The 17,257-nt window shown below is 68.6% G+C and carries 10 protein-coding genes; 5 read left to right on the top strand and 5 right to left on the bottom strand.

Annotated features, from left to right (window positions below; genetic code table 11):
• The 3 genes from ffh to ftsY all read right to left on the bottom strand — a co-directional run.
• Positions 1–1,606 (bottom strand): signal recognition particle protein (gene ffh / locus ABD134_RS02920; RefSeq protein WP_344226559.1); only part of this gene is annotated, 1,606 nt, incomplete at its 3' end.
• Between the two features lie 114 nt (positions 1,607–1,720).
• The gene (locus ABD134_RS02915) at positions 1,721–3,049 is read right to left on the bottom strand and encodes an ammonium transporter (protein WP_344227629.1); all 1,329 of its coding nucleotides are present in this window, start codon (positions 3,047–3,049) and stop codon (positions 1,721–1,723) included.
• A 302-nt stretch (positions 3,050–3,351) separates the two neighbouring features.
• On the bottom strand, positions 3,352–4,572 hold the full coding sequence (gene ftsY, locus ABD134_RS02910; RefSeq protein ID WP_344226557.1) for a signal recognition particle-docking protein FtsY: 1,221 nt from the start codon (positions 4,570–4,572) through the stop codon (positions 3,352–3,354).
• A 107-nt stretch (positions 4,573–4,679) separates the two neighbouring features.
• Here ftsY and ABD134_RS02905 point away from each other — a divergent pair, with 107 nt between their 5' ends.
• Complete coding sequence (locus ABD134_RS02905) at positions 4,680–5,975, top strand: MFS transporter (RefSeq protein ID WP_378108479.1); 1,296 nt, start codon at positions 4,680–4,682, stop codon at positions 5,973–5,975.
• Here ABD134_RS02905 and smc read toward each other — a convergent pair.
• Both smc and wecB read right to left on the bottom strand, forming a co-directional pair.
• Positions 5,932–9,690 (bottom strand): chromosome segregation protein SMC, encoded by a 3,759-nt coding sequence (gene smc / locus ABD134_RS02900; RefSeq protein ID WP_344226553.1) that lies wholly within the window; start codon positions 9,688–9,690, stop codon positions 5,932–5,934. The two genes, ABD134_RS02905 and smc, sit on opposite strands and share 44 nt — an antisense overlap.
• Before the next feature lie 25 nt (positions 9,691–9,715).
• Entirely contained in the window at positions 9,716–10,846 is a 1,131-nt protein-coding gene (wecB, locus tag ABD134_RS02895) for a non-hydrolyzing UDP-N-acetylglucosamine 2-epimerase (protein WP_344227627.1), read from the bottom strand.
• Between the two features lie 242 nt (positions 10,847–11,088).
• Here wecB and ABD134_RS02890 point away from each other — a divergent pair, with 242 nt between their 5' ends.
• Genes ABD134_RS02890 through ABD134_RS02875 form a run of 4 tightly spaced genes read left to right on the top strand, consistent with a single transcriptional unit; the run spans position 11,089 to position 17,171 of the window.
• Positions 11,089–11,973, top strand: a complete 885-nt coding sequence (locus ABD134_RS02890; protein ID WP_344226551.1) for an ABC transporter permease — start codon at positions 11,089–11,091, stop codon at positions 11,971–11,973.
• On the top strand, positions 11,973–12,875 hold the full coding sequence (locus tag ABD134_RS02885; protein WP_344226549.1) for an ABC transporter ATP-binding protein: 903 nt from the start codon (positions 11,973–11,975) through the stop codon (positions 12,873–12,875). Before ABD134_RS02890 ends, ABD134_RS02885 begins: the two co-directional genes overlap by 1 nt.
• A 10-nt stretch (positions 12,876–12,885) precedes the next feature.
• Positions 12,886–14,703 carry a glycosyltransferase family protein gene (locus ABD134_RS02880; RefSeq protein ID WP_344226547.1) on the top strand — a complete coding sequence of 606 codons (1,818 nt, stop codon included), beginning with the start codon at positions 12,886–12,888 and terminating at the stop codon, positions 14,701–14,703.
• The gene (locus ABD134_RS02875; RefSeq protein ID WP_344226545.1) at positions 14,700–17,171 is read left to right on the top strand and encodes a glycosyltransferase; all 2,472 of its coding nucleotides are present in this window, start codon (positions 14,700–14,702) and stop codon (positions 17,169–17,171) included. Before ABD134_RS02880 ends, ABD134_RS02875 begins: the two co-directional genes overlap by 4 nt.
• Positions 17,172–17,257 lie beyond the last annotated feature (86 nt).

The following is a 17,257-nucleotide window of genomic DNA, read 5'->3' as shown; positions in this document are numbered from 1 at the left end:
AGTTGCCCCCGAGGTACTTCTCGAACCCCTTGGGAAGGTTCAGCGACGACGGGTCGAAGCCGCCGTCCGCACCGCCGTCGGCGCCCTGCCCGAAGGCAGAACCCGCAGCCGGGGAGCCGGAGCGCTTGCGGCGGTCCTCGAGCTCACGCATCTCCTGGGCCGCCTTGGCCGGGTTGCCCGACTTGGGCTTGGCCTTCTTACCCTTGCCCTTGCCCTTGCGGGCGCCGGCACCACCGCCCCCCCCTGCTCCACCTCCGGGCATGCCGGGCATTCCCGGCATGCCGCCGCCGGCAGCCATCTTCTTCATCATCTTCTGGGCCTGGCCGAAGCGCTCCAGCAGGCCGTTGATCTCGGAGACCTGGACGCCGGCGCCGCGTGCGATGCGGGCCCGGCGGGAGCCGTTGATGATCTTGGGAGCAACCCGCTCGTGCGGGGTCATGGACCGGATGATTGCCTCGATGCGGTCGATCTGCCGCTCGTCGAACTGCTCGAGCTGCTGGCGCATGCCCTGCGCCCCGGGCATCATCATCAGGAGCTTCTTCATGGAGCCCATCTTCTTGATCTGCTGCATCTGATCAAGGAAGTCGTCGAGGGTGAAGTCCTCCTGGTCCACGAACTTCTGGGCCATCTTCTCGGCATCGGCCCGGTCCCAGTTCCGCTCGGCCTGCTCGATCAGGCTCATCACGTCACCCATGTCCAGGATGCGTGAGGCCATGCGGTCCGGGTGGAAGACCTCGAAGTCGGCGAGGTTCTCACCCGTGGAGGCGAACATCACAGGCTTGCCCGTGACCGAGCGCACCGAGAGGGCGGCACCGCCGCGAGCGTCGCCGTCAAGCTTGGAGAGCACCACGCCCGTGAAGCCGACACCCTCGTTGAAGGCCTGCGCCGTGGCCACGGCGTCCTGGCCGATCATGGCGTCGAGGACGAAGAGGACCTCGTCCGGCTGGACCGCCGCGCGGATGTTCGCAGCCTGCTGCATGAGCTCAGCGTCCATGCCGAGACGGCCGGCGGTGTCCACGATCACGATGTCGTTGTACTTGGCCTTGGCCTCGGCGACACCGTTCCGGGCGACCTGCACCGGATCCCCCGTGGGATCCTCGAATTCACTGGAGACGCCCGGGTGCGGCGCGTAGACCGGCACGCCGGCACGCTCGCCGTTGACCTGGAGCTGCTTGACCGCATTGGGCCGCTGGAGGTCGGCCGCCACCAGCATCGGGGTGTGGCCCTGTTCCTTCAGATGCTTCGAGAGCTTGCCCGCCAGGGTGGTCTTACCCGCACCCTGCAGGCCGACGAGCATGATGACCGTCGGGGGGTTCTTCGCGAGGTTCAGCCGACGCGTCTCACCACCGAGGATGGCGACCAGTTCCTCGTTGACGATCTTGACGACCTGCTGGCCGGGGTTCAAGGCCTGGCTGACCTCTTCGCCGAGGGCCCGCTCCTTGATGTGGCCGATGAACTCCCGCACCACCGGGACGGCCACGTCTGCATCCAGCAGGGCCCGGCGGATCTCACGGGCAGTGGCGTCGATATCCGCTTCAGACAGGCGCCCCTTGCCCTTCAGGTTCTTGAAGGTGGCGGCCAGGCGATCGGACAGGGAGTTGAACACTGCGGTGCTCTTCCTTCGGGTTCGGGGGTGGCGGAAACTACCAGTTCCCAAGGGTATCAAGTCCGACGGCGCGGGGCCCCGCTTGCTGGCGGGGCCCCTGGCGGACGTGACTCCCTACTTCACACCGACCGAGGTGGTCTCCCGATGTGCAGGGGTCGCGGCCTCCACCGTCTCCTGCTCTCCGGTGTCCGGGGATTCGGAATAGGACGTTCCCATCCCACCGCCACCGAACTCGTAGGCGTTCTCGCTGTGCAGGGACCGGTCCAGGCCGGCTTCCTCCTCCTCAGCGGTAACGCGCCACCCCATGGTGGCCTTGAGTGCGATCCCGATCACGAAGGTGACCACGGCGGCATAGACGACGGCGACCAGCACGGCCACCACCTGGGCCAGCAGCAGAGAGGCGTCGCCACCATAGAACAGGCCGGCGCGGCCGTCCTCCATGGGCAGGCTGAGCAGGCCGATCATGACGGTGCCGAGGATGCCGGCCACCAGGTGCAGTCCGACGACGTCCAGCGAATCGTCGAAGCCGAGCTTGTACTTCAGGCCGACGGCCAGGGCACAGGCGGCACCGGCGAGGAAGCCGATGATGAGGGCGCCCACGGGATCGACGAAGGCACACGCCGGGGTGATGGCCACCAGTCCGGCCACGATGCCCGAGGCACTGCCGATCGAGGTGGCGCGCTTGCCACGAATCCGTTCGGTCAGCAGCCAGCCGAGCATGGCGGCGGCCGGGGCCGCAAGGGTGTTGACCCAGATGAGGCCAGCCTCCGTGGCATCGCCGGCGGCTCCGCCGTTGAAGCCGAACCAGCCGAACCACAGCAGGGTGGCGCCGAGCATCACGAAGGGGATGTTGTGGGGGCGGTGCCCCGGGTCCGTGCCGAAGCCCTGGCGTTTGCCGAGCAGCAGGGCGATGACCAGGGCGGCCACCCCGGCGGAGATGTGGACGACTAGTCCACCGGCGAAGTCGACCGCCTCGCCCACAGCGCTGCCGATGACACCGTCGGCGGAGAGCAGGCCGCCGCCCCAGACCATGAAGGCGAGCGGGCAGTAAACGGCGGTGACCCAGATCGGGACGAAGACCACCCAGGTACTGAACTTGGCGCGGTCGGCGATGGCACCGGAGATCAGCGCGACCGTGAGGATGGCGAAGGTGGCCCCGAAACCGATGCCGATCAGATCCTCGGTGCCGAGGGCACCATAGAGCCCGAAGTCGGCGAAGGGGTTGCCGAACATCTCGGCGATGCCGTCACCACCGGTCATGTTGTAGCCCCAGAGCACCCAGACCACGGCCACCAGGCCGATGGACACAAAGGACATCATCATCATGTTCAAGGCGGCCTTGGCACGGGTCATGCCGCCGTAGAAGAAGGCCAATCCCGGGGTCATCAGCAGCACCAGGGCGGCACACACCATGGCCCAGACATGCCCCGATGTCAGTTCAATCGTTTCCACTGTTCATCCTCTCGCCGAAGGACCACCCGTGGTTCCCGGGCGGGGATGGCCCGGGAGACCGTACGGTGTCGCGACGGGTTGCGACCGGTCTCGCTTAAGAGAATGCGCGTGGCGTGTTTCACGGCCCTCGTCAGGGTGTTTCCCCGAGATGACGATCGCCCCGCACCGGTAAACAGCATGTTTCGCCGCGGACAGCACGATGGCCCAGGCGGTGACGCCCGGGCCATCGTGTGCCGTCATCGTTCAGATCGACTTCTTGGAATCCGGAACCCCTGGGTTCCGGACCGTGCGGCTCAATCGAGCAGGGCGTCCACGAAGCCCTCGGCGTTGAACGGGGCGAGATCATCCGGGCCCTCACCCAGCCCGACGAGTTTGACCGGGACGCCGAGTTCACGCTGGATGGCCACCACGATGCCGCCCTTGGCGGTGCCGTCCAGCTTGGTCAGGGCGATGCCGGTGATGTTGACGACCTCGGCGAACACCTTGGCTTGGGCCAGGCCGTTCTGCCCGGTGGTGGCGTCCAGGACGAGCAACACCTCGTCCACAGCGGCCTGCTTCTCGATGACGCGCTTGATCTTGCCCAGCTCGTCCATGAGGTTGGCCTTGTTCTGCAGGCGTCCGGCGGTGTCCACGATGACCACGTCAGCCTCCTGATCGATGCCGGTCTTCACGGCCTCGAAGGCGACCGAGGCCGGATCGGCACCATCCTCGTGGGAGCGGACCGTGTCCACGCCAACGCGGGCACCCCAGGTGGCTAGTTGCTCAGCGGCGGCCGCACGGAAGGTGTCAGCGGCGCCGAAGACTACATGGCGGTCCTCGGCCACGAGCACCCGCCCGATCTTGCCGACGGTGGTGGTCTTGCCGACACCGTTGACGCCGACGACCATCATCACGGCCGGGCGCCCATCCTTGCGGGAGGCATCCAGACGGCGGTCCATGCTCGGATCGACCATCTTGACCAGTTCCTCGTGGAGCATCGCCTTGACCTGCTGGGAGTCGCGGGATCCCTCCACAGTGACGCGTTCACGCAGGTTGTCCACGAGTTCCATGGTGGGCTCGGTGCCGAGGTCCGCCAGCAGGAGGGTCTCCTCCACCTCGTCCCAGACGTCATCGGTGATGTTGTCCGTGGACAGCAGTGCCAACAGGCCCTTGCCGAAGATGCTGTTGGACTTGGCTAGGCGCGCACGCAGGCGCGCCAGCCGCCCGGCCACAGGAGCCGGTGTCTCCAGCTCGGGGGCGGTCGGCGTCTCGGTCTCCACCGCGTCCGTGGCGGGCACGGGGGCGGCGACCGACGCCTCGGGTTCGGCGACCGCGGTACCCGCGGGGCCGGCGTCGTCCGTCTCCGGACGATCGAGGACCGCGGTGCTCCCGGTGCCGGTAGGGCCCGGGTCATTGGCGTCCCGGGTGGTCGGGTAGATGCCCCGGGGACGCTTGGGCCTGCGGTCGATGAAGACCAACAGAACCAGGCCGACGAGCAGGACAGAGGCAAGCGAAATCAAGATGATCGGATCCACTGGACCAGTCTGTCACAGCTCAACGGAAGACCCCGGTTACCTGCTGTGCACGCGCGCTCGGCACGGGGCCGCAGGTCGCAGGTGGCAAGATGGGTGTCATGGCGCGCTTGAGGAACACCGGGCAGGAGCGGGAGCGGCTTCCCATCCCCCGGGAGATCAAGGTCCTCATCGCCGCCGCCTTCGTCATCGCGATCGGCTTCGGCATCATCGCGCCCGTCCTGCCCCAGTACGCCCAGTCGTTCAATGCCTCCGCCACGGCTGTGTCCGCCGTGGTCTCCGCCTTCGGCCTGACCCGGCTGCTGTTCGCCCCGTTCTCCGGGCGCCTGACGAGCCGGTTCGGTGAGACTCCGGCCTACATGGCCGGAGTGCTGATCGTCGCGCTGTCCATGTTCCTCATCGCGTTCTCGCAGGAGTACTGGCAGCTGTTGTTCTTCCGTGCGCTCGGCGGCATCGGCTCCACCCTGTTCACGGTGTCCGCGATGGCGTTCCTGGCCCGGAAGGCACCCCCGAGTATCCGCGGCCGTGTCTCCGGGGCGTACGCCTCGGCATTCCTGATCGGCAACATCGCCGGCCCGGTGGTCGGCTCAGTCCTGGCGGTCTTCGGCTACCGGGTGCCGTTCCTGATCTACGGTACGGCCTTGGTCGTCGCCGCCGGACTGGTCTTCTTCCTGCTGCGTGACTCCCGGCTCGCAGATCGCGGCAAGCCGGACACCCGGCCGGACATGAGGCTGGCCGAGGCCTGGGAGCGTCCCGCCTTCCGTGCCGCGCTGACCTCCTTCTTCGCCAATGGCTGGGCGACCTTCGGCGTGCGCAACTCCTTGACGCCGCTGCTGGCCGCCACCGCTTTCACAGGCACCGGATTCTGGCTCGACGGACCGCAGATCGCCGGTGCAGCCCTGTCCCTCTTCGCGGTCGGCAACATCGCCGCGGTCACGTTCTCCTCGCGATTGTCCGACGTGCACGGCCGCAAGCCCCTGATCATCATCGGCCTGCTCGTGGCCGCGGCGGGAACCGCCGTGATCGGATGGATGGACAACCCGTGGCTGTTCCTGGCCCTGTGCGTGGTGGCCGGAGCCGGCACGGGCACACTCAACGCACCGCAGCAGGCGGCCGTGGCGGACATCGTGGGCCAGGAACGCAAGGCCGGCCCCGTGATGTCCACCGCCCAGATGGCCTCCGACCTCGGGGCGATCTCCGGTCCGCTGATCGCCGGACTGGTGGTGGACACGGCCGGTTTCGGCTGGGCCTTCCTGCTCACCGGCGGGATCCTGGCCGTGGGCGCCATCTCCTGGACCTTCGCTCCGGAGACCAATCTGCCGGTGGATCCGGGTGGCCCACGGACCGGCGCCCTGCCGAAGGTCAGTCCGCCGGAGCGGCCCGCAGCGCCTCCAGACGCTGGCTGATGACGGTACTGACGCCGTCACCGCGCATGGAGACGCCGTAAAGCGCGTCCGCGACCTCCATGGTGCGCTTCTGGTGGGTGATGATGATCAGCTGGCTGTCCTGCTGCAGCTCCCGGAAGATCTCCAGCAGTCGTCCGAGGTTGGTGTCGTCCAAGGCGGCCTCCACCTCGTCCATCACGTAGAACGGGCTGGGCCGGGCCTTGAAGATCGCCACGAGCATGGCGACGGCGGCCAGTGAGCGTTCACCGCCGGACAACAGGGACAGCCGCTTGACCTTCTTGCCCGCGGGCCGGGCCTCGACCTCGACGCCCGACTCGAGCAGGTTGTCCGGATCCGTCAGGAACAGCCGACCCTCTCCGCCGGGGAACAGGGTGGCGAAGACATGCTGGAACTGGGCGGCGGTGTCCTCGAACGCGGCGGAGAACACCCGCAGCACCGTGTCATCCACGTCCTGGATGATCTTCAGGAGGTCGCGTCGACTGGAGTCCAGGTCCTCGAGCTGACCGGACAGGAAGCGGTGCCGTTCCTCCACGGCTGCATACTCCTCCAGCGCCAGCGGGTTGACCCGGCCGAGCGCGGACAGTTCACGCTCGGCCCGGCGCAGCCGCTTCTGCTGTTCGGCGCGGTCGTAGGACACCGTCTCGGGCTCAGTGTCGGTCTCTGGGCCGGGATCGGCGGACTCGGCGGGCCCGGCGCCGGCCTCACCCCGCTCCGCGGGCGGTGCCAGCGGGACCGGCACGTGCGGGCCGAAGTTCTCGAGCAGGTAGTCCCCGGTCATGCCGAGGTCATCGAGGGACTTCTCCCGCAGCTGGTCCAGCTTGAGCTGCTGTTCCTGCCGCGCCATCCGGGCCGCGTGCAGGCGGTCCTTGGCCTGCGCCACCACGGAGCGGTGGTGCTCAGCGGTGCGCTGGAGCTGTTGCCGCCGCGCCGCGAGTTCCTCGCCACGGCGGTCCAGTTCCGTGCGGTCCTGATCGGCGCGGGCCACGGCGTCCTGCACGCGTTCCAGGGCCTGTGCCAGTGCGTGGGTGACCGCCGAGACCCGAGTCAGCCAGGCCCGTCGCTGCTGCTCGGCCCGCTCGCGCTCCTGGTGGGCCAGCGTGGTCGCCGAGACCTGGCGTCGCGCCTGCTCGGCCCGCGCGACGAGCTGGGACCGGCTGGTCTCCGCGGCCCTCAGCGCCAACCGTGCCTCGGTCTCCTGGTGCCGGGCGAGGCCGGCCCGCTCCTCCGCGATGTCCCTCGCCTCCGGGTCGGGAATGGCCGACGTGTCTGCTGATGATTCCATGGTCGGTTCTTCCGGACCGGTCGGTTCCGCGGTGGCGGCAGTCCCGGCCCGTCGCGCCTCCTCCTCAGCCCGCCCGACGCCGGCCGTCGCCTCCGTGAGACGGTCCTGCAGGGCTGTGAGCTCGGTACGCTGGCGTTCCACACCGTCGTCCGCATGGGCCAACTGCTGGTTGAGCCGGGCCAGTTCCTCGGTGACCGCCGTGAAGCGGGCATCGGAGGCGTCGAGAGCCTCGAGTGCGGCGGTCTCGGCAGCGGTGGCCTCCTCGGCCTCCCTGGCCAGTCCCAAGCGCTGGAACCGGAGCCGCTCGACATCATGAGTGGCCTGCTCCGCCACCCCGGCCGCCTGGTCTGCCGCGGCCTGACGCTCCAGCCGACTGCCGGATCCGGCCCCGCGGCCGTCCGCCCATCCCGGACCCACCACGTGCCCGTCCCGGGTGGCCAGGCGGACCGGCACACCCCGGTAGAACGCCGGAAGCAGTCCGCCGTCCAGGAGCCCGGTGGCCGTGGCCAGGTCCTCCACGAGCACCGTCCCGGCCAGCAGGGACCGCACGGTGTCCCCGACCATGTGTTCCGCACCCGACGGTTCCGAGGCGGCGCCGGCGATCGGCGCGTTCCGTTCGTGAAGCTGGACCACGGACCACGCGTCCGTCGCCCCCTCGGGGAGTTCGGACCCTGGCGCCGCGGAGACGGCGCTGGTGGCCGTGGAAGAGGCTGAGGCGTCCGTGCCCGGCACCCAGGGGAACAGCAGGCGCGCGTCTGCCGCTCCGGCGTCGGCCAGCCGACCGGCGGCCTCGACGGCCGGGGCGAGGCCGCCGAGGACGAGCTGCTCCGCAGGTCCGCCGAGGGCGGCGGCGATGGCGGCCTCCCAGCCGCCTTCCACGGTCAGCACCTCGGCGAGTGCGGTGGGGGCCAGGTCTCCGAGAGCCGTCACGGCGGCTCCGGCCTCCGGTTGGAGAGCCTCGGACAAAGCGTCCCGACGGGCCTGGGCGGCGCCCTGGTCCGATTCGGCGGCGGCGAGTGCCTCGTCGAGCCGGGCCAGGCGTTCGCGCAGCCGATCGGCAGTCTCGGCCGCGGCCTCATAGACAGAGTCGAGTTCCTCCTCGGAGTCGAGCGAGCCGGCCAGGCGGTTCTGGTGGTCCGCCAGTTCGGCACGCAGCGACTGCGCGGCACGATCACTGTCCGTCAGCCGGGCGGTTGCCTTCTCCCACTGCGCCCGGAGGGACTGCTCGGTCGCCTTGGCGGCCTCAATGCGACCCGCCGCGACGGCGGCGGCCTGGCGCCGGTCCGCGGCCTGTTGCAGGAGGCGCGTGTAGGTCTCCGATGCCGCCCGGGCCGCCGCTTCGGTACGTTGGCGCTCCGTGGAGGCCCGCTCGAGCTCAGACTGGGCCGTCACCACGGCGGTCTCGGCTTCTGCTGCCTCGGTCCCGGCCCGGTCGGCAAGGCCCCGCGCCGTCTCCGGGTCCGGGCCCGACGGCGCCGGGACCGGCTGACTGCGGGAGCGTTCCCGCTCGGCGGCCACGGCACCCAGGGAACGGTACCGTTCGGCCAGGGTCGAGAGCCGGTACCAGTGGTCACGGGCTGCCACGGAGGCCTGACTGGCCGTGGCGACGTCCGTGGCCAACTCGGCTGCGGCCTCCTCGGCCCGGGCGACCTCGCCCTCCGCGGCGGTGACAGCCTGCTCGAGCTCCTGGTCTCCGGCACCCAACTGCTCCAGAGCCGCCTGCTGCCGGAACAGGTCGTCCGCGAGCAGACGGGAGCGAGCATCACGGACATCGAACTGGATCCGCTGCGCCTTGCGGGCCGTCTTGGCCTGTTTGGACAACGGCCCGAGCTGACGGCGCACCTCCTCGGAGAGGTCCCGGACGCGGTCCAGGTTGGTGCGCATCGACTCGAGCTTGCGGACGCTGCGCTCCTTGCGCCGGCGGTGTTTGAGCACCCCCGAGGCCTCCTCGATGAAGCCGCGGCGTTCCTCCGGACTGGCCTGCAGGATCCGGTCCAACTGGCCCTGGCCCACGATCACGTGCATCTCCCGGCCGAGACCGGAGTCGGACAGCAGCTCCTGGATGTCCAGCAGACGGCAGGAACTGCCGTTGATGGCGTATTCCGACCCACCACTGCGGAACAGCGTGCGGGAGATGGTGACCTCCGAGTACTCGATCGGCAGGGCACCGTCCGCGTTGTCAATGGTCAGGGACACCTGGGCCCGCCCCAGCGGGGCCCGCCCGGAGGTCCCGGCGAAGATGACGTCCTCCATTTTCCCGCCGCGCAGGTTCTTCGCGCCCTGCTCCCCCATCACCCAGGAGAGGGCGTCCACCACGTTGGACTTGCCCGAGCCGTTGGGCCCCACCACCGCAGTCACACCGGGTTCGAATTGGAAGGTGGTGGCCGAGGCGAAGGATTTGAAGCCGCGGACGGTCAACGTCTTCAGGTACATGGGCGCGGGGTCTCGTGATGGATGGTCAGTCGGCGAAGTCCGGTAGGCGTTCCCCGCGACCGAGCAGGGCCCGCACGGCTGCCACGGTGCGCACCGCGGCGCGGCCGTCACCGTAGGGGTTCACCGCGTTGGCCATGACCGCATAGGCCTCGGAATCGTTCAGCAGGGTCGAGACCTCGGTGACAACACGCTCCTCGTCCGTGCCGATCAGCTTCACCGTTCCGGCGGTGACGGCCTCGGGACGCTCCGTGTTCTCACGCATGACCAGGACGGGCTTGCCGAGACCGGGCGCCTCCTCCTGCACGCCGCCGGAGTCCGTGAGGACCACGTGGGCCACGGACAGCAGGTGCGTGAACTCGCCGTAGGCGAGCGGCTCGGTCACGATCACGTTGGTCCGTCCCTCGACCTCCGGGAGGATGGCTTCCCGGACCACCGGGTTGCGGTGGGCCGGCAGCACGAAGTCCACGTCCGGGTACTGCTCCGACAACCGGGCCAGGGCCCGGCCGACGCCGCGCATCGCCTCGCCCTGGTTCTCACGCCGGTGCGTGGTCACCAGCACGAGACGGCGTCCGCTGTCCGCTAGCTCTTGAAGTTGCGGGTCGGAGAACGGCACCGCCTTCTCCACTACCTCGTACAGCGCATCGATCACCGTGTTACCGGTGACCACGATGTCGTCGGGGTTGACCGCCTCGCGCAGCAGGTTGTCCCGGCTGGTCGTGGTGGGGGCAAGGTGGAGGCTGGCCACCTGGGTGGTCATCTTGCGGTTCGCCTCCTCCGGGAAGGGCGAGAAGAGATCGAAGCTGCGCAGGCCTGCCTCCACATGCACCACGGGGATGCCCCGGTAGAACGCGGCGATCGCGCCAGCCGTCGAGGTGGTCGTGTCACCCTGGACCACCACCGCGTCCGGCTTCACGTGCTCGAAGAGGGCGTCCAGGCCGTCGATGGTCCGCGTCATCACACCGTTGAGCGTCTGGCGGGGACGGATGATGTTGAGGTCGTGGTCCGGGGCGATGCCGAAGAGTTCGTTGACCTGATCCAACATCTCCCGGTGCTGGCCGGTGACCGCCACCTCGCAATCGATGTCATCCGACTCCTGCAGCGCCTTGATGATGGGAGCCATCTTGATGGCCTCCGGGCGGGTGCCGTAGATCGGCATGATCTTCAACTGTCCTTGGTTCACGGTGTGTACGCACTCCTCATTCCGGTGCGGGTGATGGCCCGCCGTTTGTTGCCTCCCAGCCTACGGGGCAGACTATGGGTTCTGACCCGCCGTGACCCGGTCGACGCTGTCCGCGTCCCACGGACTGCCTGGTCTGCGTTGCTATACTGTCCGTCGGCGTCAGCCATGTTGCCGCGCCGGCAGGATGGCGCGAGCCACACTTGAACGGAAGGACCTAGGTGAACACCACCGAAGACACCGGGGACTCCGGAACCCGCACGATCGCCCTTGATCGGAACGGTTTGATCCGCGTCGGCGCCAGGCCAAGCCTGTGGCGTTACCTGCGCCAGATCTGGGAGTTCCGGAGCTTCGTCCTCTTCGACTCGAAATCACGGATCGCCGGGGGCAACAGCACCAATTCGCTGGGCCAGATCTGGCTGGTGCTGAACCCGATCCTCAACGGCGCCACGTACTTCTTCGTCTTCGGCCTGCTCCTGGGGACCGGCCGCGGCATCGAGAACTTCATCGCCTACCTGATCATCGGCGTGTTCATGTTCCGCTTCACCTCCTCGGCGATCACCAGCGGATCCAAGGCGATCATCAGCAACCGCTCCGTCGTTCGAGCCTTCTCCTTTCCCCGGGCGACGCTGGCCCTGGCCGTGAACGTCCGGGAACTCATGGTGCAGATACCTGCGTTCATCACGATGTTCGTGTTGATCCTCGCCTTCCCCCCGCTCGAAATAGTGTCCTGGAAGTGGCTGCTCTTCATCCCGCTGGTAGGGGTGCAGTTCCTGTTCAACCTCGGTCTGAGTCTGATCCTGGCCCGCCTGGTCACCCGCTTCAACGACGTGACCAACCTCATCACCTTCGGCACCAGGATCTGGCTGTACCTGTCCGCCGTCTTCTTCAGCATCGACCGTTTCGCCGACCACCCCACGATCCTCTTCATCATGCATTTGAACCCGATGTACTGCATCCTGGAGATCGCCCGCGACAGTCTGTTGTATGACACCTGGCCGGACCCGAACCGATGGCTCGTCCTCGGCGCGTGGACCCTGGTTCTGCTGGTCGTCGGGACCGTGTTGTTCTGGCAGGCCGAGGAAAGCTACGGACAGGAGAAGTGATGACGGCAGCAGAGGTCGCCTCCAGTGCGGTCACCTCGCCCTCGGTCCAGGCGGCCGTGGTGATCGACTCCGCCGCCATGACCTATGTGGTGCGGTCGATCCGGCCGGCCCCACGGCACCAGACCTTGCGGGACCGGCTCAGTCGCGCCGGGTCCGGAGTCGAGATCTCCCATCTCGAAGCACTCAAGCCCCTGTCCCTGGTGGTGGAGCACGGCGAGAGCGTGGGGGTGATCGGCACCAACGGTTCGGGCAAGTCCACACTGATGAAACTGGTCACCGGCCAGCTCGCCCCCACCAGCGGATCCGTCTACGCCACGGACACACCCGTCATGCTGGGGGTCAATGCTGCCCTCGTCCCGCAGATCTCCGGGGAGGACAACATCGTCCTGGGCTGCCTGGCCATGGGCATGACGCGGGCGCAGGCGGATGAGAAGTTCGATTCCATCGTGGAGTTGTCCGGACTGAAGGACTCGCTCCATCTGCCGCTCAAGGCCTATTCCTCCGGCATGGCCTCCCGCTTGCAATTCGCCATCGCCACCAGCGTGGACCCGGAGATCCTCGTGATCGACGAGGCGCTGAACACCGGTGACGCCCAGTTCCGAGAACGCACCCGCCAACGCATCAATGTGCTGCGCGAGCAGGCCGGTTGCGTCTTCCTCGTCAGTCACTCCCTCGGCACCATCCGCGACATGTGTACCCGGGCCATCTGGATCGAACGTGGCGAGCTGCTGATGGACGGGACACCGGAGGAGGTCACTGGCCGCTACCAGGAGTACGCCGGCCATATGGGCAAGAAGCATGACAAGAAGGCCGCCGATCTCCGGGACAAGTGCCGCAGCGAACTCGTCCGCACCGAGATCGTCTGGAATGACCAACGCTCCCCGTCCTCGGCCACTCCGTGACCGGTTGCCCATGACTCGTCCGGCCCGCGCCGCGGCCACCCGCCTCCGCCGCGCCGCACAGACCGTGGGGTCGCGATGGTCTGATGCCGTCCTGACCGGCAGGCGTGCTCGCTGGGACCGGGCCGGACGGATCGGCGTTCCCGACGACGTCTGGCCGGCTACGCAGGACTCCCCCGGACGGACAGCGCCCCTCGGCAACCGCGTGATACCCCTGCCGCCCGCCTGGGGACTGGCCCGCTGGCTGTGGGGAGACACCGGAAACAGGAACGACGGCGGCGATCGCTCCTCTGACCTGCTCGCCCTATACGTCAGCCGGACACATCCGCCGGCCGGCGGCGACGGGTGCTTCGACACCACCGACGCCGCGGCCCTCGTCGCCGACCGTGCCGCTGCGGACACTGGGGACGCCGGCCGCGGACCGCACACCCTCGTGGTGGTGACCGACGGCTCTGCTGTCGATGTGGCGCAATCGCTCCGGGATGCCGGGGCACACCGCGGCTGTCTCGTTCTCGACGACCCCGGCAGCGAACGCCGCGCCGACCTGCTCAGCCTGTGCGCCGCCGTCGCCGTCCCCGCCGGCACGGATCCCCTGCAGTCGCCCTGGGCGCGTGAGGCCGGTGCCGCCGGAGTGGCCCTTCTGCCCCATGCCGCCCCCGCACCACTGCCTGGGGATCTTGGTCAGCCCTCCGACCGACGGGTCGCCGGCCGGGTAGCACGCCATACCCTCGTCAGCGCCGATCCGACAGTGCTGGAGCCGGTGCCCGGTCCATGGCCTGAGCGCCCCCGTTCCTCGGGGCTCGTGGTCGGCACTGAGCGACGCCGTGTGGTGGTCGCGGGGCACGACCTTAAATTCGCCAGCGGACTGATCGAGCACCTCCGGGGCGAAGGGCACGAGGTCCGGCTGGACGAGTGGGCCGGGCACGAACGCCACGATCCGCGCCTGAGCCGGGGCCTCGCCGGCTGGGCCGATGCCGTGCTGTGTGAATGGGCCCTGGGCAATGCGGTCTGGTATGCGCGCCACGTCCCGGACGGCACCCGGCTGACCGTTCGTCTCCACCTTCAGGAGGCCGCCACAGATTTCCCCGCCCGGATCCGAGCCGATCGGATCGACGCCGCGGTCTTCGTGTCCGAGCATCTACGCCGTCAGGTGGTCCGCGACTTCACCTGGCCGGCTGCGCGAAGCCTGGTGGTGCCCAACGCCGTCGACATACCCGGGGCACCCGAGGGCCCCGTGGAGCCAGAGCGCCGGTTCCGGCTCGGCCTGGTGGGAATCGTCCCGTCCCGCAAGGGCCTCCACACGGCCCTCGATGTCCTGCGTCGGCTGCGTTCCACCGACGACCGCTACACCCTCAGCATCAAGGGCCGCAGGCCGTCTGAGTACCCGTGGATGGCCGATCGCCCCGCTGAGCGCGACTACTTCCGGGACCAGTTCGCGCGGATCGACAACGATCCGCTCCTGGGGGCGGCGGTGGGCTTCGAGCCGTTCGGCCCGGACATGGACGCCTGGTTCAGCCGGATCGGAACCGCCCTGTCCACGAGTGATTTCGAGTCCTTCCACTTCACGCTCCCGGACGGAGCCGCCCACGGGGTGCTCCCTCGCTCTCTGTCCTGGCCCGGCGCCGACCTGCTCTATCCCCTCCGCTGGTTGGCCCCGGACGCCGTCTCGCTGGCAGATTCCATCTATGAATCCACCCACGACCTGTCCCAGTGGCAGGTTGAGGCGACGGAGGCACGTCAGCTGGTCGCGCAACGGTTCGCCGCATCGCGCGTCCTGCCGGAGCTCGCCGATGTGGTCCTCGGGCGGCGCCGTGTGGAGGATCCCGCATGACCACGGACGTGTCGCGTGTCGAGAAGCCCCACATGGCCATGCTGGTGGCCAATCCCGTGGTGGGCGATTCCCGGGTGGAGAAGAGCGCCCTCAGCGCCGTGCGGGCGGGTTATCGCGTGACGATCGTGGGGGTCGGGAACGCCAGCACCTCTCGCGTCGACCACTACGAGCACATTCCGATCTATCGGATCCCCCTGGACTTCACGCGGCACAAGGCGTGGACGGTCGAGAACCGGCGACGGAACAGCAGCAGAGCACCCAAGGCCTCCGGCACGAGCCTCCTGAACCGGGCGAACAGGGCCCTGCAACGCATGACCCAGCGCCTGAACCACTCGTGGGCCGAGCGATTCCGCACCGCGCGGGATTCCATTCAGGCCGGCCGGCCCGGGGGCTGGCGAACGCTCTGGCCGCAGACACTGGACTACGAGGAGGGCTTCCTCGAGGCCCTCCACCGGCTGAAACCAGACATCATCCATGCCCATGACCGGCATCCGATGGCCGGGGCCGCCGCCTACTCCGCACGCCAACGGGCTGCGGGGACCCCGGTACCCTGGGTCTACGACGCCCACGAATGGGTGCCCGGCACCATCATCGGCGGGCCTCCCAAAGCCAAGACGGCCTGGGTCGCCCTGGAAGCCGAGCTGATCCGCACTGCTGATGCCGTCATCACCGTCACCGACCATGTGGCGGGCGAGCTCCACGCCCGGCACCGGCTCGATGCACGTCCGAGAACGGTCATCAACGCCCCGCGCAGGACCCGGCAACCCCTCCCACCGGACCAACGCCGCCCCCTGCGGGAGGAGTGCGGCGTGGACCCGGAGACGCCCCTGCTGGTGTATGTGGGCATGCTGGCCGAGCACCGAGGGGTCTTCACCATCGTCGATGCCCTGACCGAGATGCCGGGCGTCCACGTGGCGTTCGTCGGCTCGCAGAACGCCACGGTGCGCCAGCAGCTGCACGACCGTGCCATGACGCATGGTGTGAGGGAACGGCTGCACCTCCTGGACTATGTTCCGTCCCATTCCGTCACCTGGTACATCGAGTCGGCGACCTGCGGTGTCAGCGCCCTGATGCCCTACCCGGCTCATGAGCTCGCGATGCCCACGAAGCTGCGTGAGTATGCCCAGGCCGGTCTGCCGGTCGTCGCCAGCGACCTGGACACGCAGTCCGCCTTCGTCACGGACCACGGAGTGGGCACTCTCTTCACCGCCGGAGACGCCACCTCTCTGGCGGCCGCCTTCCACCGCCTCCTGGACGATCACGAGTCGTATCGCCGCGCCGTCCGGGATCCGGACTTCCTTGCCTCGCAGACCTGGGAGGGAAACGAGACGGCCTTGGCGGCGACATGGCACTCCCTGTGCCCGGTACAGCCCCCTCCGGCCGACCCCCGCTCAGCAGCCCCGGTCGACGCCGCCGCATCGCAGCCACTGGTCGGGCGGCATCCCACCCTCGTCGTGGTCGGTGCTTCAGCCGCCGATCCCTGGCCCGAGGCGTGGGCCGAGGCATGGTCCCGGTTTGCCGGTGATGCCCGCTGTCTTGCCGGCTCCACCACCGAGGCTGACGGAGACGGCCAGCCGATGTCGGAGGCCCTGGACTCCTGGCTCGAGATCGACCAGTACGCCGATGCGGCACTGTACTGCGGACTGTCCAGTGCGCATGGGGACGTCGACGGCGGATCCCTGTCCGAGATGCTCTCTCTGCAACGCCGCCAGAAGCAGGTCGGCGTCCTGACGGAGGCGCCCCTCGTGGATGCGGCGGTCCTGAGAGACCGCCCCGGACACGCCTTCAGCGATTGGGACCCGCAGGTCTTCGGGCGATACAGACGGCAGGCCCTGAAACAGGCCCGCCCCTTCCTGACGATGCTGGAGCACGGCATCCCCCTCTTCACCTCCAGCCAGCGCAACGCGCTCATGTTCCCCGGAGTCCACTGGATTCCCGCCCCCCTCCCCTTCCTGTCACCGCCTCATCCGTCATCACCGGGCGAGGCGGGCGACGATGCCCAGGCCCCGGTGAGGATCCTCATCGTGCCGACCATCCGGTCACGAGCCGAGAACAGACAACTCGATCGGCTGGTGGAGGACGCCGCGCGACACGGCTTCTCGGTCCGACGCCCCCGGTCCTCCCGGTACGATCCCTCTCAGGCCGGTCACGCGGATATCGTCGTCGATGCGATCACCCTTGGGGAATGGAGCCACAGTGCCGCACATGCCTGGTCAGCGTCCCGGCTCGTCGTCGGGCACCTCGACGAGTCGCTGAGAACCAGCCCGGACTCCCCTCTCTTGACGGTACCGACTCCACCCCTGTTGGAATCGTCCGTCGACGACATCGTCGACACCGTCCTGGACCTGGCACATGCCCTGGATGGTGAGACTGAGGCGGAGACGCGTCGGCAGGGACGGGATTTCGCCGAGTCGATCTACGGTGGAAAGATGGCCGTTGCGGGTCTGCACGGCATATGGACGGTCTGAGAAGGACGGATCCACATGCCCGCTGCTGAACTAGTGCTAAACCATCTGAGCCCAGCAACCGCTCGCCTTCGAATCTATAGAGGAGT

Origin of the sequence: Citricoccus alkalitolerans (assembly GCF_039528175.1) — a bacterium.
GTDB lineage: Bacteria > Actinomycetota > Actinomycetes > Actinomycetales > Micrococcaceae > Citricoccus > Citricoccus alkalitolerans.
Note: the sequence above shows the minus strand (reverse complement) of the source record. Positions and strands in the feature narration are given on the sequence as shown.

Bases quoted from the DNA above. Each gene is read 5' to 3' on its own strand.
- smc (WP_344226553.1), bottom strand. From the start codon at position 9,690: ATGTACCTGAAGACGTTGACCGTCCGCGGCTTCAAATCCTTCGCCTCG.
- wecB (WP_344227627.1), bottom strand. From the start codon at position 10,846: ATGCCGATCTACGGCACCCGCCCGGAGGCCATCAAGATGGCTCCCATC.
- ABD134_RS02885 (WP_344226549.1), top strand. From the start codon at position 11,973: ATGACGGCAGCAGAGGTCGCCTCCAGTGCGGTCACCTCGCCCTCGGTC.
- ABD134_RS02880 (WP_344226547.1), top strand. From the start codon at position 12,886: ATGACTCGTCCGGCCCGCGCCGCGGCCACCCGCCTCCGCCGCGCCGCA.
- ABD134_RS02875 (WP_344226545.1), top strand. From the start codon at position 14,700: ATGACCACGGACGTGTCGCGTGTCGAGAAGCCCCACATGGCCATGCTG.